The following is a 13023-nucleotide window of genomic DNA, read 5'->3' as shown; positions in this document are numbered from 1 at the left end:
GCCCCTGCTACGGGTCCAAAACCGGGCCTGGTCATCAGTGAATATGCGTTAAAGCGCGATGAGACAAAATATGGATTGGATTTTGCTTGTTTTATGGGCTGTATCAAAGGGTGTGCAGGCAGGAAGAGCGCTTACGCTCACGGCGCTGAATGCTGATGAGCTGCATTGCGGAATGCAGCTCACCGGCGTCTGTTAGCGAAGCAGAGACAGCATGGTCTGCGGCACCTGGTTGGCCTGTGCCAGTACAGAAGAACCGGCCTGCTGCAGGATCTGCGCGCGGGACATGTTTGACACTTCCGTCGCGTAGTCCGCATCCTGAATACGGCTGCGGGCTGCGGTCAGGTTGGTCACGGTGTTGTTCAGGTTGCTGATGGTGGACTCAAAACGGTTCTGAGACGCACCCAGCAGGCTGCGCTGGTTGTCGACCGCCTTAATCGCTTTATCAATGTCGGCCAGCGGCGTATTGCTGGACGCCGTCCCGCCAGTGCCGCCGGTGACCGCGCCCTTCAGAACGTCGAAGCCGATAGCAGAGGTGCTGCGGGCATTGCCGTTTACGGTCTGGCCCGTGGTTGTCTCGGTATTCTGGGTGGTGCCAGACTGCCCCGCTGCCGCCAGGTCGAAGCCGTCACTTGCGCTCAGCGTAATGCCGATTGTCTGACCGTCTTTTGCGCCTACCTGGAAGTTGTAGGTGGTACTGCCGGAACCGGTGTTCAGGACTTTAATGCCGTTGAAGTCGGTTTGTTTGGTGACGCGGTCGATTTCCTGCATACGCTGGTTAACTTCCGCCTGGATTGAGTCGATGTCAGACGCTGAGTTAGAGCTGTTCTGCGCCTGAACGGTCAGGTCGCGTACGCGTTGCAGGTTATTGTTGATTTCGGTCAGGGCGCCTTCAGCCGTCTGCGACAGAGAGATACCGTCGTTGGCGTTACGGGCTGCAACGGTCAGGCCGTTGATGTTAGAGCTGAAGCGGTTAGCGATGGCTTCGCCGGCTGCGTCGTCTTTTGCGCTGTTGATACGCAGGCCAGAAGACAGGCGCTCAATTGCAGTACCCAGAGCAGACTGTGATTTGGTCAGGTTATTCTGCGTAACCAGTGAAAGCGTATTGGTGTTAATAACGGCCATGTTAAGTCCTTGTAGTTAAAGCGTGTATATCACGCTGTACCGTTATCGCCACAATAGTTACTTCCTTTAACTGTATCGTAGAGAAATCATCTAACTGTCATATACTGCTGCTTTTTTAACCCGGTCTCGTTGCTGATAATGCCCGCGTTGAACGAGAAATGGAGATATATATTCTCAACGAGAGATATTTCTTTTTTTATGGTTACTCAGAAAGTTTTTTAGGCCATCAATAAAAATGCGCACCCTCAGGGAGAGATGTAAGCGAGTGGGGTAAATAGCATGGATAGCAACCTCCTCGCCTCGTGTATCAGCCAATACCTGTACCAGGTGCCCTGCTAAAATATCCTTTTCAATCATGAATGATGGTAAATAACCGATACCCAATCCGGCTATGGCAGCTAAGCGTATGGCATCGCCGCTGTCGAACCTGACATGGTTCCTGCCGTTCAGCGTTATTTGCCCATGCTCCTCGTCAAAGAGTGTCCATGCGCCTGAAGCCGCTCCTAACCCATAAACAAGACGACGATGTTCTTTGAGGTCAGCAGGTGATTCCGGTTTACCCCATTGCTTAAGATAGTCCGGTGATACGAATAGCTGTGACCTTGCTCTGTCGATCACCTGCGTAATGTATTGATGGCTTGTGGCTGCACTGCCTACCCGAACGGCAAGGTCAAATCCTTCTTCCACCAGATCGACAACCCGATCGCTAAGGCTGACTTCAATGTTTATATTTGGTGAGTTCTGTAAAAACGTCTGGAGAAAAGGAAGGATAACCCAGGTAATATTTATACCACATGGCCCGATACATACCTGTACAGAAAGATGTTGCGGTTTGCAAGACACCTTAATGCCCAGGTAATGGATGATGACGGTACGATTTACAGTGACGAATCGCAGTGGGAGTATGATCCGTCAACTAACGCTTAACGTCTGCTGTTGGCTCGCAGAGGTTAGGCTGGCTGGTCCTCAGGTCCGCTATGAGCGAGAAGCGGACGTTAGAAGTTATCCAACACTAAATGAAGAATTGCTACTGAGGCAGCGTATTGATTTACAGGGAGCAGGTCACTCAGATTAAAGATTTCTACACGTCGCTTGTTACACGTGGAAAACCCAAGAAAGTGGCTATAACAACCTGCATCAGAAAGTTTATTACGATCCTGAATACTATGTTCCGTGATTAAAAGGACTGGGTATATAGTTAAAGGGTTACTTTACGACCCAGCATGAAACATACGATACGCCTCCTGATTGAATCTGAACGAGGTAATGGTTCGTTTTGTGCCAAAAGCAAACATGCATGATTTCCCCTTCAGGCACCATAAGTGAACATAAACGCAACTTATGTGCACCTCATCTTGAGGGGGCAAAGTTGATCTGACCGTCTCGTAGGCGCAGATATGTTAACTTAGCCAAGAAGCGGACCTTTAAAAAAGCCAGGAAAGTTATAATGCTGATTTCGTCAATATCTATCCTTGGCTGTCAGTAACATAATACGTCAGTAGATAACTGTGACTTTCCTTGACCCCTTTTGTTACAAGCCCCCTTTTTGAAGCTTCATCAGCTTTCAAAACTAATCTGCCTGATTCGGACCAAGTAATCTCATTCTGCTCTTTATCGGAAAGCCTCACGCAGGAAGTATAAATCTTACGGAACATGCCGTTGTAATTATCATCTTCGTCAAGAATACGTTTTGCCTGATCCGGTCGCAGATAGTCTGCCTTCTCATTAGTGGCCGCTGCCGGATGCAATACAAACTGGGCCATTGGCATCGCGTAACGCTCAGGGGATGCGCAGTAAATCATAGTGGCGGATGAGGCTGTCATGGCCGAATTTATCATGCTGAGTTTCATCGGACTTTGTCGAAGGGCTTCGTAAGCTACATAAGCGGCGTCCATATCACCACCCCGGCTGTTCAGATAGATATCAACGTTTTCCACATTAAGATAATTGTCATGAATCTCGGCAAGTGCCGACAACAACCATGTCACAGTCTGGTTGTTGACCGCTCCGTTAAAATAAAGTGCTGCCTCTTTAACCTGCCCATTACTCAGAGAGTTGTTCTTTATAAAAGACACACTGGCATGCGTTTCTGCTGACATAAGCAGGGTGCCAAGTAGTACAGCAGACAACGGTTTCATCTTCATCTTTTTTCCTCAGACGCGTTTTAGGTCATCCCCCATTAGGGAGAATGCCTTCAAAGCTCAATGATCCGATCGGCGGATGAAATTGTGGAAGGTCTGTGTGCGATGAGCACACGTGTCATTTTCAGGGTCTGCATAGCCGCATTAATGAGGGCTTCATTTTTCTCATCAAGGTGACTGGTGGCCTCATCCATGAATATGATCCCCGGGCGCCGGTAAAGTGCGCGGGCGATAAACAGTCGCTGACGCTGTCCCCCTGAAAGCCCTTCTCCCAGCTCGCCAGTCAACGTTTCATACCCCATAGGCAATGCCATTATATCGTCATGAATATGGCTTAGTCTGGCACAATGCACCATCCACTCTTCATCAACATCATGTGAGAAACCGGTAATGTTATCTCTTAGCGTTCCGGCCAGCAGCCTGTCATCCTGAAGGATACAGGCCACCGCCCGGCGATAATTGCTGAGCCCCGCACTCTGTATATCGACATCATTCACCAGGACTCTTCCTTTTACTGGCGTGGTAAGTCCGCACAGAATTTTCATCAGTGTGGTCTTTCCTCTGCCTGATGCTCCGGTTATGGCCACGCTTTCCCCTGCTCTGATGCTGATATTGAGGTTCTGCAATACCGGTGGGGAGAACCTGTCGTAACGAAACATCAGATCCTCGCATTTAAGGGTCAGGGCCTCGCCGGCAGGAAATAAACGCTTTATCTCTTCTTTATCCCCTTCCGGTTCGGAAAGCGCAATATCCGCAATACGTTCATTGTGAAGAGAAAGCATCCTTAACTGTAATACAACTCCCGTAAGGGAAAGTATGCGCTCCGAAAACATGCCTCTGAACGCGGTGAAAGCCACGAAAGCCCCCAGCGTCATAGTGTGATTGATCACGGCGGAAATTCCCAGCCACAGAATTATTACACTGTCACTTGCAGCAATAAAGGTTCCGGCTATCCCTGCCAGCATGTCAAACCGGAGCAGACTCAAACCGGAGCTGGTTGCATCGGCCATCATGTTAAGCCAGATTTCACGCCTGCGGTGAGATAACCCCTGCGCACGCACGGTAGCCGCTGCGTAAAGCGTTTCAGTAAATGATGAAGCCGCCCGGGCGTTTTTGATAAGAAGCTCTTCCTGCGCCTGTCGGTAGCGAGGCCAGGTAAAAACCCGTAAAAGCACAAAAACCAGGGTAAATCCGGTAACCACCCATGCCAGCCACCCACCGTAAAGAATCAGCAGAACTAAAGCACCCGTGGCCATAACACCGTCAATGACTGCGCCGTTGATATTCTGGGTGAAGGTATTTCGTAGCGTGTCGAGAGAGGCAAAGCGGGACTGGATATCACCTATACGGCGTTTCTCGAACCAGGAAAGGGGCAAGCGAAGAAGGTGACGGTAAAGGCCGTCTTTCCACTGCAAATCGGTATAAATACCCATCACCATCATCGTCCAGCCCCGGAAGAGGCTGAGGCCGGCCTGTAGCAGGATCAGTAAAAGAAGGCTTAAGCAAATCAGTGTCAGTAGTCCGGTGTCTGCAGCCGGGACGGCATTATCCATCACCATCTGGGTGGCCACCGGCATCAGCAGGGTAATGAATTCAATCATCAGCGAGAGACAAAATATCTTTACCAGTGACTGCCGGAACCCCGTAATGCCGTTAAGCAACGTACTGATTTTTAATTTTTTTTCACGAACATCAGGCTTAAAATCGGTATCAGGCCAGAGTTCAAGAGCGACACCAGTGAAATGGGATGAAAGCGCTTCGATGGTCATGCTCTGTCGGCCCGCAGCCGGGTCATGCACAACGCACCGTTTCCCCTTGACGCTGACCAGCACAACAAAATGGTTGAGGTCCCAGTGCAGAATGCAGGGTTTGCGCAGGCCGCTGAGGCTGTCAATATCAAGAGAAAGTGCCCGCGCTGCAAGGTGCATTTCCCCTGCCACGCTTATCAGCGATGCCAGATTACTGCCGCGTGCCGAAAGCCCTGCCCGCTCACGCAGGGTGAGTAAGTCTGTATGGCTTCCATGAAAACCTGCCACCATGGCCAGACAGGCAAGGCCACATTCTGATGTTTCCGTCTGCAGATGCAGTGGAACCCTGCCGCGGCCAGAAAACTGCAGCAGCCCCTCTAATATGGTAAGGAGATCTTCATTCATGAATTGATTGCCCCCGTTGCGCTGTCGCGGATGTCATAGAGCGGTGACAGAATCCACTGATACAGTTTCCTTTCCTCAAGGAAAAGTGTTACGGAGGCTTTCATCCCGTTTTCAGCACGTATGGTTTTATTCTTATAGGTAAAATGGTCGGAGGACGGGTTGACCAGGATTTTGTACCACGTCTGGGGACCACTGAGAGAATGCGGCGGAGCGCTGGGGTAAGTTGACATTTCCTGCCATGAGGCAGGTGAATGGGCCACGGATGCTATTCTGCCCGGAAACTGGCCAAACTTCTCAGAGGGGAACGCATCATAGCGGATATTAACGGGTTCCCCGGCTGAAAGATAAGGTATCGCTGAATCAGGTACCCAGAGCACCAGTGTGCGGTAGTGCGCATCGCCGGGAATAATTTGCAGCAGGCTGTCTCCGGAGGCCACCATCTGGCCCGGAGTGACACTCAGTGTATCAACAGTTCCGTCAACGGGGGACGTTATTATCTGGTCTCCACCGGCATCTGCATCCGTTAAATCACTTTCAAGCGCGCTTTTCTGAATCGCAATCTGGTTGAGCTGATTGTCAAAGCCGGCCGCCTGAGTCTGAAGAGCGCTGCGCAGATTCATTACCTGCAGCGCGTTTTGTTCATTCTGACTTTCAATACCCAGCATGTCATTCTGCTGTTGATAATAAAGGGCAGTCTGATTGATAAGCTGGTCGCGGTTTATCAGACCCTGGTGCTGATATTGCCGGTAATTGTCCATATTCTCTTTCATCAGTTTCAGGCCTTCCCGGGCATGCGCAACGATTTCGGAAGACCGCTGGAGAGCCGACTCGTAGCGGTTTTTTTCTTCTGCGAGCATCGCAAGCGTCAGAGCACGATTACGGGCTATATCAGCCGCAATCTGATTCAGAGTGGTTATCCGTTTTTCGATACTTTCATGATGCCGCTGGCTGACAATGCCCGAGGTGGTGGTCCGGCTCACGTCGATGCGGTAAAGCGGCTGTCCTCTCTTCACATGTTCGCCCTGCTTTACCGCACGGCTGATAATGAATCCCTGCTGAGGAGAAAAGACAGTCACCGCACGGGGCGTTGAGACTATTTCTCCGGAAACGTTGATTCTGCGGGTGTAGGAGCATGAAGTGATGAGGATGAAAAATGCGGTAAAAAAAAATACGGTGAAAGCTATAACGTAACGGCCACGGTGACCGGAAATTAATACGGCTTTACCTGACCAGTAATTCTTCCTGGCTTCAGTCACCTCCTTTCTGTAAAGCATCAGGAACCAGCTCCATAAGCAAAGTTTCTTTCATTCCTGAAAATTCAGATACGGGCATGGAATAATGAGTGTCACATGCCCGGGAAATTATTTACCAATGGCACTGTCCATTAGCGCTGTTAGCGTTTGAATCCCCACCAAGATTACTGTTGTTGCCGCCGTTGTTGGCAGAGCCACTATTCTGACAACCCACATATCCCCCAACAGCTCCTGAAACACCGCCATAAACAGCACCTTCAGCAGCCCCCGCCCCTGCACCTGCTGCAACCCCTGCAGGGCCGCCAGCAAGCCCCGTGACACCGCCGCGGATAGCACCGGCCACAGCACCACCCGTCGCCCCGGTCACACCACCCTTAATCGCGGCGCTGGTGCAGTTTGGTCCTTCGTAACCTGAGTTAGCATTACCGCCAGAGACGATATTTATTTCACGTTCAGTCAGTTCTCTAAGCATGTCATTTATCCTCTTTTAGACACTATTTTTGTTACTACCACATTCGAGATAATTACTGCTACAGCAACTGTTAACGAAATAGATAAAGAAGGATGTGAAACGTAGAAAGCACTTTTCGAAATGAATTTAACGACTACAGCGGTAATCGCGACGCACAAAAATAAGGTAAGTATTTTCTCTTGAATAACTGACTTCATAATTAAGCCCTCATGCTTACACAAATAGTAATAACAATAAATGTATATAAAAAGAGCATTGTGCTGACAAAATAGCTAAAATTTGAAAAAAATATATTCAAAATGTTAATGAAAAGTATTCAAAGGCATTCTTCTGCAGGATCTACCTTTAACCCCACCTTACTGATGAGTAACTGAATTAACAGCCACCCCGGCCCTGCTTATCCGGACAGTGTTGGGGTATTTTTAGGAGCGAAGAGGGCGGCAAATGTATTAGGTACGGCTCAGAAGTGTCTAGATTATCCGTGGCGATTCACTTTGCGGAGCCATGTAGGTTAAGACATATTATTTCTGACCGTAACCCTGTTTGAGGAGTATAACATGCCGGAATTCTGCTTTTTTAAGAAAGGACAGCACATTACCGCTCTGAAAAGCTCTGATGTGGAGAGATCAGCCAACCTGGTCTTAGACGGTTGGGAAAAGCAGTTTGAAGAGGTTCGCGCCTCCGATGCTGAAAGTGCTCTCGCCAGACTGGCAGACATGCGGAAAGAGGAAGTCACAACTGAGCGCGTTTTAATAACGGGTTCAGTATTCAGTAACCTCCTCACAGCTATTCTCAAGTGACTGACGGCCGGCGACGTTTAATACGCTGCCAGCATTCGCTTTTAGTACAAGACTACCAAAGCAAACTAAACGTTCGGTTCTAGCACATGGCGAACAGTCGGCGCTGAAGGTCCGCTATGAGCGAGAAGCGGACTTTCGTCGTTTTTCTACACCAGGTAAAGACCTGTAACGCAGCCTCTTATCAGTCAACCGGGAGCAGGTAACCTGTACAGCTGTCGCTATGGAGGAATCGTAAATACATTATTCAGACACCCGGTTGTGATTTTATCCCGAAAAAATCCCTTCACACTTATCGTGAAGAAATATAACAGGGATTTTAGATAGTTGTATGCTCAATTTTCAAAAACAGCAGGTAATCTCATGATTTTAAGTGCTGATCACGTCGGTTTTTCAGTTAAAAATATTGAAGACTCATTATTCTTTTGGACCTATATCCTTGGAGGGAAGTTATTACGCGAAGGGAAAATGTCTGGACCTGTTATTGATGAAGTAACAGGCGCAAGGGGAGCGGATGTCCGAATGGCTTTGCTTGAGCTGGCTGGCATTAAAATTGAATTATTACAATACAATAAAATTGAACAGCCAGAGGAGCCTTCAGCACCCTATATCCCAGGCTACGCGCATCTTGCGTTCATAGTGCAGGATCTTGATGTGCTCTTAAGCAAAGTATCGGACTATGGCTGGAAGACGCCAGGGAAACCGCAGACAGTTTTGTCAGGACCCATGCAGGGAACCAGAGTAATATATTTACAAAGCCCCGATGGTCAGACGCTTGAGTTGATGGAACGCAGTCAATGAAGCCCACATGTTATGACTTATTAAAACAGTAATATTTGCAATGTTTGCTTCTGGCACAAAGCAGACTCCCGGTTATCTCATTTAAGATGAGCCATCAGTATATCACTACCAAATAACCCCTTAATTTCTAAAAAAATAAACACTGGTTAAGCTGTGCCGGCAGTGTTGCGAGGCTGTCGGCACTGCTTTTCCCTGTAACAGCTGACTTAGATGAGTCTGTTAACGTTGGCCCGATCCTTCCTTTTCATAAAGTTCAGGCTATCCACACAAATCCTGATCGCAGGGCGGATGCATATTACTGAATAAACAGGAAAGTATTTATCCACCGTGACAACCCGGCACTTAAACGGAACACGCTCCTGGAATGTCTGCCAGTTATTATCAGAAAGAGCCGCTTCGCCTGGGGAAGGATAAACATGCCCGTGCCCTGACGTTTCCGGGCTGATTACCGGCTTCTTATTTTCTGAGGTTTTGCGGGGCGATATAATAAAAGCAGAAACCAGTTTGCTCAGTGACATGGCCTGTTCCTTAAGGGACAGCGCAGCCGCAGAAGCTTCTTCGACAAGTGCAGCATTTTGTTGTGTAACGTCATCCATCTGATTGACCGCCTGATGAACCTGGCTGATACCCTGCGACTGTTCTCTGGCCGCCACTGATATTTCATTAATAAGGTCGTTCACCTGATTCACCGCATCGTTCATGCGGTCAAGATTATATCTGACCCCCTCAGTCTGTTCCGAACCTTTATGGATAAACTGCATCGACGAATCAATCAGCTCTCTGATTTCCTTTGCCGAGGAGGAGGTTCGTTGCGCAAGATTACGCACCTCGCCAGCCACCACGGCAAAACCACGGCCTTCTTCAACGCGCGACGGACGTATTGATTATGATGCCATTCAGCGCCTGGGGAGCTGGCTGGGCAGCATCAATGGTGTTAAAGGATGTGTTGTCCTGGGGCGTGCGGGTGAAGGCACATTTTTGACCCAGGAAGAACAGGCCTCGGTAATACGTGCTTTCGTTACGTCTGTTGAAGGAAAAATTCCTGTGATTGCAGGTATCACCGGTGAGGGGACGGAAGTGGCAGCGCTTGAAGCTAAGGGGGCTGTTGATGCGGGGGCTTCAGCTGGCCTTCTTTATCCTTCACATGGCTGGATCCGGTTCGGTTATCAGGATGGTGCTCCTCAGGACCGCTATCGCGTTGTGTATGAGGAAAGCGGGCTACCGTTGATTCTGTTCCAGTACCCGGATGTGACCAAAGCGACTTATAACCTGAAAACCTTACTTGATATCTCAGCGCAGCCCGGGGTTTTTGCCATGAAGAACGGTGTCAGAAACATGCGTCGCTGGGATACAGAAATCCCCTTGATTCGCCGGGAGCGTCCTGATCTTCAGGTGCTGACCTGCCACGATGAATATTTGTTGCACACCGTTTTTGATGTGGATGGCATGTTAGTGGGCTACGGTAATATCGCCCCGGAACCTCTGGTTGAAATGATTAAGGCGGGCAAGGATCAGGATTACAGTAAGGCCCGTAAAATCCACGACCGCCTGCTGCCTGTAACGAAAGCGGTTTACCATCGCGGATCTCACATGGAAGGCACGGTGGCACTGAAACATGCACTGGTTGCACGTGGCATTCTTGACCATGCGACAGTGCGTTCTCCCCTGCTTCCTTTAGGCGATGGCGCAGCAGAAGAAATCCATGCGGCGATGCGTTCTGCTGAACCTGGCCTTGTAAATTAGTGTTCCTTGTCTGAGGCTTGATTAGCCGGCCAGACGTTTAGGGCCGGTTAATGTTTTATCAAAAAGACTGTCAGTGAATACGATTACCGACTTCTGTTGCGGTCGTGGCTGGCGAAGTCAGAAATCTTGCACAGCGATCCTCCGCCTCGGCGCGTGAAATCAAAGAGCTGATTGAATCATCCATCGCGTTTGTAGAGGCCGGAGCGTCTCAGGCCAGTGACGTTGGTGAGAACATGGCGCGAATGGATGATGCAGTCCGTCAGGTCACCGATCTGATTGAAGAAATTTCGGTTGCAGCGCAGGAGCAGTCGCTGGGAATAAGCCAGGTGCATCAGGCGGTGAATCAGATGGACGACGTGACGCAGCAGAACGCCGCGTTGGTTGAAGAAGCGTCGTCCGCTGCACGCTCTCTGACCGAACAGGCAGAAGCGCTTAACGGCCTGGTCGCCGCGTTTACGCCTGGTGCAGACGGGAACGTCAGAAAGCCCGATATCAAGCCACATCCGGGCAGATCTGCCGCGCAACCAGTAACATTAACGCCGCTGGCGGGAACATACCAGAGTAGCGAAAATAACTGGACGCAGTTCTGACAAACAGGATATACCGCCGGCCAGCCCCGGCGGTATATCCGCCATCTCAGGGCTATCGGCTCACCGAAGGCAAATCAGAATGCACAGCAATATATTGCAGGCAATAAAACAGCTGTATTAAGCGCGTTATTGAGGATGCGAACAGCACGTTTATTAACTATGTTGACGCAGGCCTGGATTACATCAGAATCCAGGTCCTGGCGGATACCATTTCGCATTATGATTTGTCTGTCACCCGGCGCTTTATACATTCTATAAAGAACTGGTCCATTATGGTTTGACAACGCAAATCATCAGCGAAATATACTATTACTTGAGATATTCGGACTAACATATAAATTATATTTCAACATAATCAAAAACTTGCAATTTACATTTACTTTGCCGATTATCATTAAGCGAACCGGCTAACCGGTGAGTAACACTCTATAATCGATAGCAAGTTAATGCAGTCATTTGGGGCTCACGTCCGGGCCCCTTTTTTCTGTGGTTTTAAAGCATGAATACGCGTCTGACGTCAACCCGCATAAGGACGAAAGCGAAAAGCATTACACTTAATATTCGTCTTGTGATCGCGACCAGGGATTGGCTTTTAGCGCTGAGCAGAGGCGTTGAATACTTCATATTTCAGCGTTTAATACCCGACGGGCAAAGATTGCACCTTTCCCCTTTCACTTTATCCCGATGACGTCGTGTTCTCACTTTATGGCAGACCGCGTTTCTGTAACAGGGGTTTTACACTAGGGTAGTTATGAAACGATTAATTTATTTTTTCTTATTGATGACAGGCAATGCTCTCGCGGCTCAGACGCCAGACCTTAAAACAGTACAGGAATACTGCCACATCACGTCCATTCCGTTAATTCAGGCCGCCTCTGATGCCGTCATCTTTGACGCGTTTGGACACCCTGAAAAAATGAAAGCGCTGTCTGATACCGTTTTTTCAAGCCAGATTTTTAAAGCTGCGCCTGACGATGTCCGGAAAGCGATGAAAGACACGCTTGAAGAGGTGATACTGTCCAAAGACAAGAAAGAAAAACTGTTAAAAGCCTATTCAGGTGACAGTCAGCATGACCTGAATGTCCTGTCGTCAGTCTGGGCATATTATTCAGTCGAACCTTACCTGATCAGGTGTGCATATATGAAATTTGCGGGCTAAATCCCCCAATCTTTTCTGCCTGCGCCTGGACAAATGACGGAGCGACGTCACCGACCATCAGCGTCAGCTCCTTACTCCTGTTCTCCACCTGGCTGGCCATACGCAACCTGTTAGCAGCGGTTCGGCATGTTTTGCGCGGCCTTACCTTCGCCGTACGTTTACAGCATGCGCAAGTCGCACACAGCGGGGCTCGGGTGTATCTGATGCCAGCCAGGACGTTTAATAAATGCGCCGTGCGTACAGAGGATAAACGTCAGCGATACGCAGCCATCCTGCGCACGACACCTTACACTTTTTTGCAGGTAAGCTGGTTTTCCGCAGCAGAAAAGCAATGCGCCCGGGATGCACGCCGAAAGTCGCTTACCGCAGCCCCCGCCCGGCCAACAGAACTTACCGCAGAAGGAACGTTACCCCGTCCTGAAGGTATCCAGACAGGCGTTGCACATGATGATGAGCTGTCGGATCACCCTGTCCGCGTTTGACGGCGTAAGGTCCTGCTCAAACACATTACGCACGGTGCCAAATATGACGGTGATAAGCGTCAGGTTGACGCTACTGACGTCCGGAAACGTCATGTCGCTGGCGCTCGCAAGCATCGCTGTTGTCGCGCTGTTTACCCGCTTGCTAAACGTGTCAATCAGCGGCTGGTTATCCAGCTCTGCCACCGAGCGGTAAAGTGCCTTTGTCACGTCGATACGTGCTGTTTTGGCTTGCCAGTAGGTCATGATCAATGACGCACTCATGTCGCTGACGGTCGCACCACTCTGGTTGCGGCAGGTGACTTCAATCCTG

General features: G+C 49.5%; 12 protein-coding genes and 2 pseudogenes. 6 read left to right on the top strand and 8 right to left on the bottom strand.

The window, feature by feature from the left end:
• Positions 1–192 precede the first annotated feature (192 nt).
• Together G5574_RS00220 and G5574_RS00215 are read right to left on the bottom strand one after the other, a co-directional pair.
• Positions 193–1122, bottom strand: coding sequence for a flagellin N-terminal helical domain-containing protein (locus G5574_RS00220; protein WP_164481837.1), 930 nt, complete (start codon positions 1120–1122; stop codon positions 193–195).
• A gap of 174 nt (positions 1123–1296) precedes the next feature.
• Entirely contained in the window at positions 1297–1965 is a 669-nt protein-coding gene (locus tag G5574_RS00215) for a substrate binding domain-containing protein (RefSeq protein ID WP_244964658.1), read from the bottom strand.
• A 230-nt stretch (positions 1966–2195) separates the two neighbouring features.
• Here G5574_RS00215 and G5574_RS23575 point away from each other — a divergent pair.
• Positions 2196–2303, top strand: a pseudogene (locus G5574_RS23575) (IS110 family transposase); the annotation flags it as partial.
• A 285-nt stretch (positions 2304–2588) separates the two neighbouring features.
• On the opposite strand, the gene G5574_RS00210 reads toward G5574_RS23575, so the two are convergent.
• The 4 genes from G5574_RS00210 to G5574_RS00195 all read right to left on the bottom strand — a co-directional run bounded on the left by G5574_RS00210 (position 2589) and on the right by G5574_RS00195 (position 7141).
• The gene (locus G5574_RS00210) at positions 2589–3266 is read right to left on the bottom strand and encodes an ATP-dependent Clp protease proteolytic subunit (RefSeq protein ID WP_039340779.1); all 678 of its coding nucleotides are present in this window, start codon (positions 3264–3266) and stop codon (positions 2589–2591) included.
• A 50-nt stretch (positions 3267–3316) separates the two neighbouring features.
• Positions 3317–5416, bottom strand: a complete 2100-nt coding sequence (locus tag G5574_RS00205) for a peptidase domain-containing ABC transporter (RefSeq protein ID WP_039340781.1) — start codon at positions 5414–5416, stop codon at positions 3317–3319.
• Positions 5413–6690, bottom strand: coding sequence for an HlyD family secretion protein (locus tag G5574_RS00200; protein ID WP_039340784.1), 1278 nt, complete (start codon positions 6688–6690; stop codon positions 5413–5415). Before G5574_RS00200 ends, G5574_RS00205 begins: the two co-directional genes overlap by 4 nt.
• A gap of 91 nt (positions 6691–6781) precedes the next feature.
• Positions 6782–7141 (bottom strand): hypothetical protein, encoded by a 360-nt coding sequence (locus G5574_RS00195; RefSeq protein WP_072021685.1) that lies wholly within the window; start codon positions 7139–7141, stop codon positions 6782–6784.
• Between the two features lie 557 nt (positions 7142–7698).
• On the opposite strand from G5574_RS00195, the gene G5574_RS00190 reads away from it, so the two are divergent.
• Together G5574_RS00190 and G5574_RS00185 are read left to right on the top strand one after the other, a co-directional pair.
• On the top strand, positions 7699–7941 hold the full coding sequence (locus tag G5574_RS00190) for a hypothetical protein (protein WP_039340790.1): 243 nt from the start codon (positions 7699–7701) through the stop codon (positions 7939–7941).
• A gap of 360 nt (positions 7942–8301) precedes the next feature.
• Positions 8302–8739: a VOC family protein gene (locus G5574_RS00185; RefSeq protein WP_164481836.1), complete on the top strand. Its 438-nt coding sequence runs from the start codon at positions 8302–8304 to the stop codon at positions 8737–8739.
• Between the two features lie 206 nt (positions 8740–8945).
• Here the strand turns inward: G5574_RS00185 and G5574_RS00180 are convergent, their stop codons facing one another.
• Positions 8946–9566, bottom strand: coding sequence for a methyl-accepting chemotaxis protein (locus G5574_RS00180; protein ID WP_164481835.1), 621 nt, complete (start codon positions 9564–9566; stop codon positions 8946–8948).
• Here G5574_RS00180 and G5574_RS00175 point away from each other — a divergent pair.
• From G5574_RS00175 to G5574_RS00165, 3 genes and pseudogenes are all read left to right on the top strand, one after another.
• Positions 9457–10482, top strand: coding sequence for a dihydrodipicolinate synthase family protein (locus G5574_RS00175; protein ID WP_244964696.1), 1026 nt, complete (start codon positions 9457–9459; stop codon positions 10480–10482). The genes G5574_RS00180 and G5574_RS00175 overlap by 110 nt on opposite strands.
• A 98-nt stretch (positions 10483–10580) precedes the next feature.
• Positions 10581–11072, top strand: a pseudogene (locus tag G5574_RS00170) (methyl-accepting chemotaxis protein); the annotation flags it as partial.
• Between the two features lie 751 nt (positions 11073–11823).
• Positions 11824–12231, top strand: a complete 408-nt coding sequence (locus G5574_RS00165) for a hypothetical protein (RefSeq protein WP_164481834.1) — start codon at positions 11824–11826, stop codon at positions 12229–12231.
• 407 nt (positions 12232–12638) lie between these two features.
• Here G5574_RS00165 and G5574_RS00160 read toward each other — a convergent pair whose 3' ends face one another.
• A complete protein-coding gene (locus G5574_RS00160) occupies positions 12639–12974 on the bottom strand; it encodes a hypothetical protein (RefSeq protein ID WP_280530482.1) in 336 nt (111 codons plus the stop codon).
• Positions 12975–13023 lie beyond the last annotated feature (49 nt).

Source organism: Pantoea stewartii (genome assembly GCF_011044475.1).
In the GTDB taxonomy this organism is placed as follows: domain Bacteria; phylum Pseudomonadota; class Gammaproteobacteria; order Enterobacterales; family Enterobacteriaceae; genus Pantoea; species Pantoea stewartii.
Note: the sequence above shows the minus strand (reverse complement) of the source record. Positions and strands in the feature narration are given on the sequence as shown.

Bases quoted from the DNA above. Each gene is read 5' to 3' on its own strand.
- G5574_RS00220 (WP_164481837.1), bottom strand. From the start codon at position 1,122: ATGGCCGTTATTAACACCAATACGCTTTCACTGGTTACGCAGAATAAC.
- G5574_RS00185 (WP_164481836.1), top strand. From the start codon at position 8,302: ATGATTTTAAGTGCTGATCACGTCGGTTTTTCAGTTAAAAATATTGAA.
- G5574_RS00195 (WP_072021685.1), bottom strand. From the start codon at position 7,141: ATGCTTAGAGAACTGACTGAACGTGAAATAAATATCGTCTCTGGCGGT.
- G5574_RS00165 (WP_164481834.1), top strand. From the start codon at position 11,824: ATGAAACGATTAATTTATTTTTTCTTATTGATGACAGGCAATGCTCTC.
- G5574_RS00200 (WP_039340784.1), bottom strand. From the start codon at position 6,690: ATGCTTTACAGAAAGGAGGTGACTGAAGCCAGGAAGAATTACTGGTCA.
- G5574_RS00205 (WP_039340781.1), bottom strand. From the start codon at position 5,416: ATGAATGAAGATCTCCTTACCATATTAGAGGGGCTGCTGCAGTTTTCT.
- G5574_RS00190 (WP_039340790.1), top strand. From the start codon at position 7,699: ATGCCGGAATTCTGCTTTTTTAAGAAAGGACAGCACATTACCGCTCTG.
- G5574_RS00160 (WP_280530482.1), bottom strand. From the start codon at position 12,974: ATGAGTGCGTCATTGATCATGACCTACTGGCAAGCCAAAACAGCACGT.
- G5574_RS00210 (WP_039340779.1), bottom strand. From the start codon at position 3,266: ATGAAGATGAAACCGTTGTCTGCTGTACTACTTGGCACCCTGCTTATG.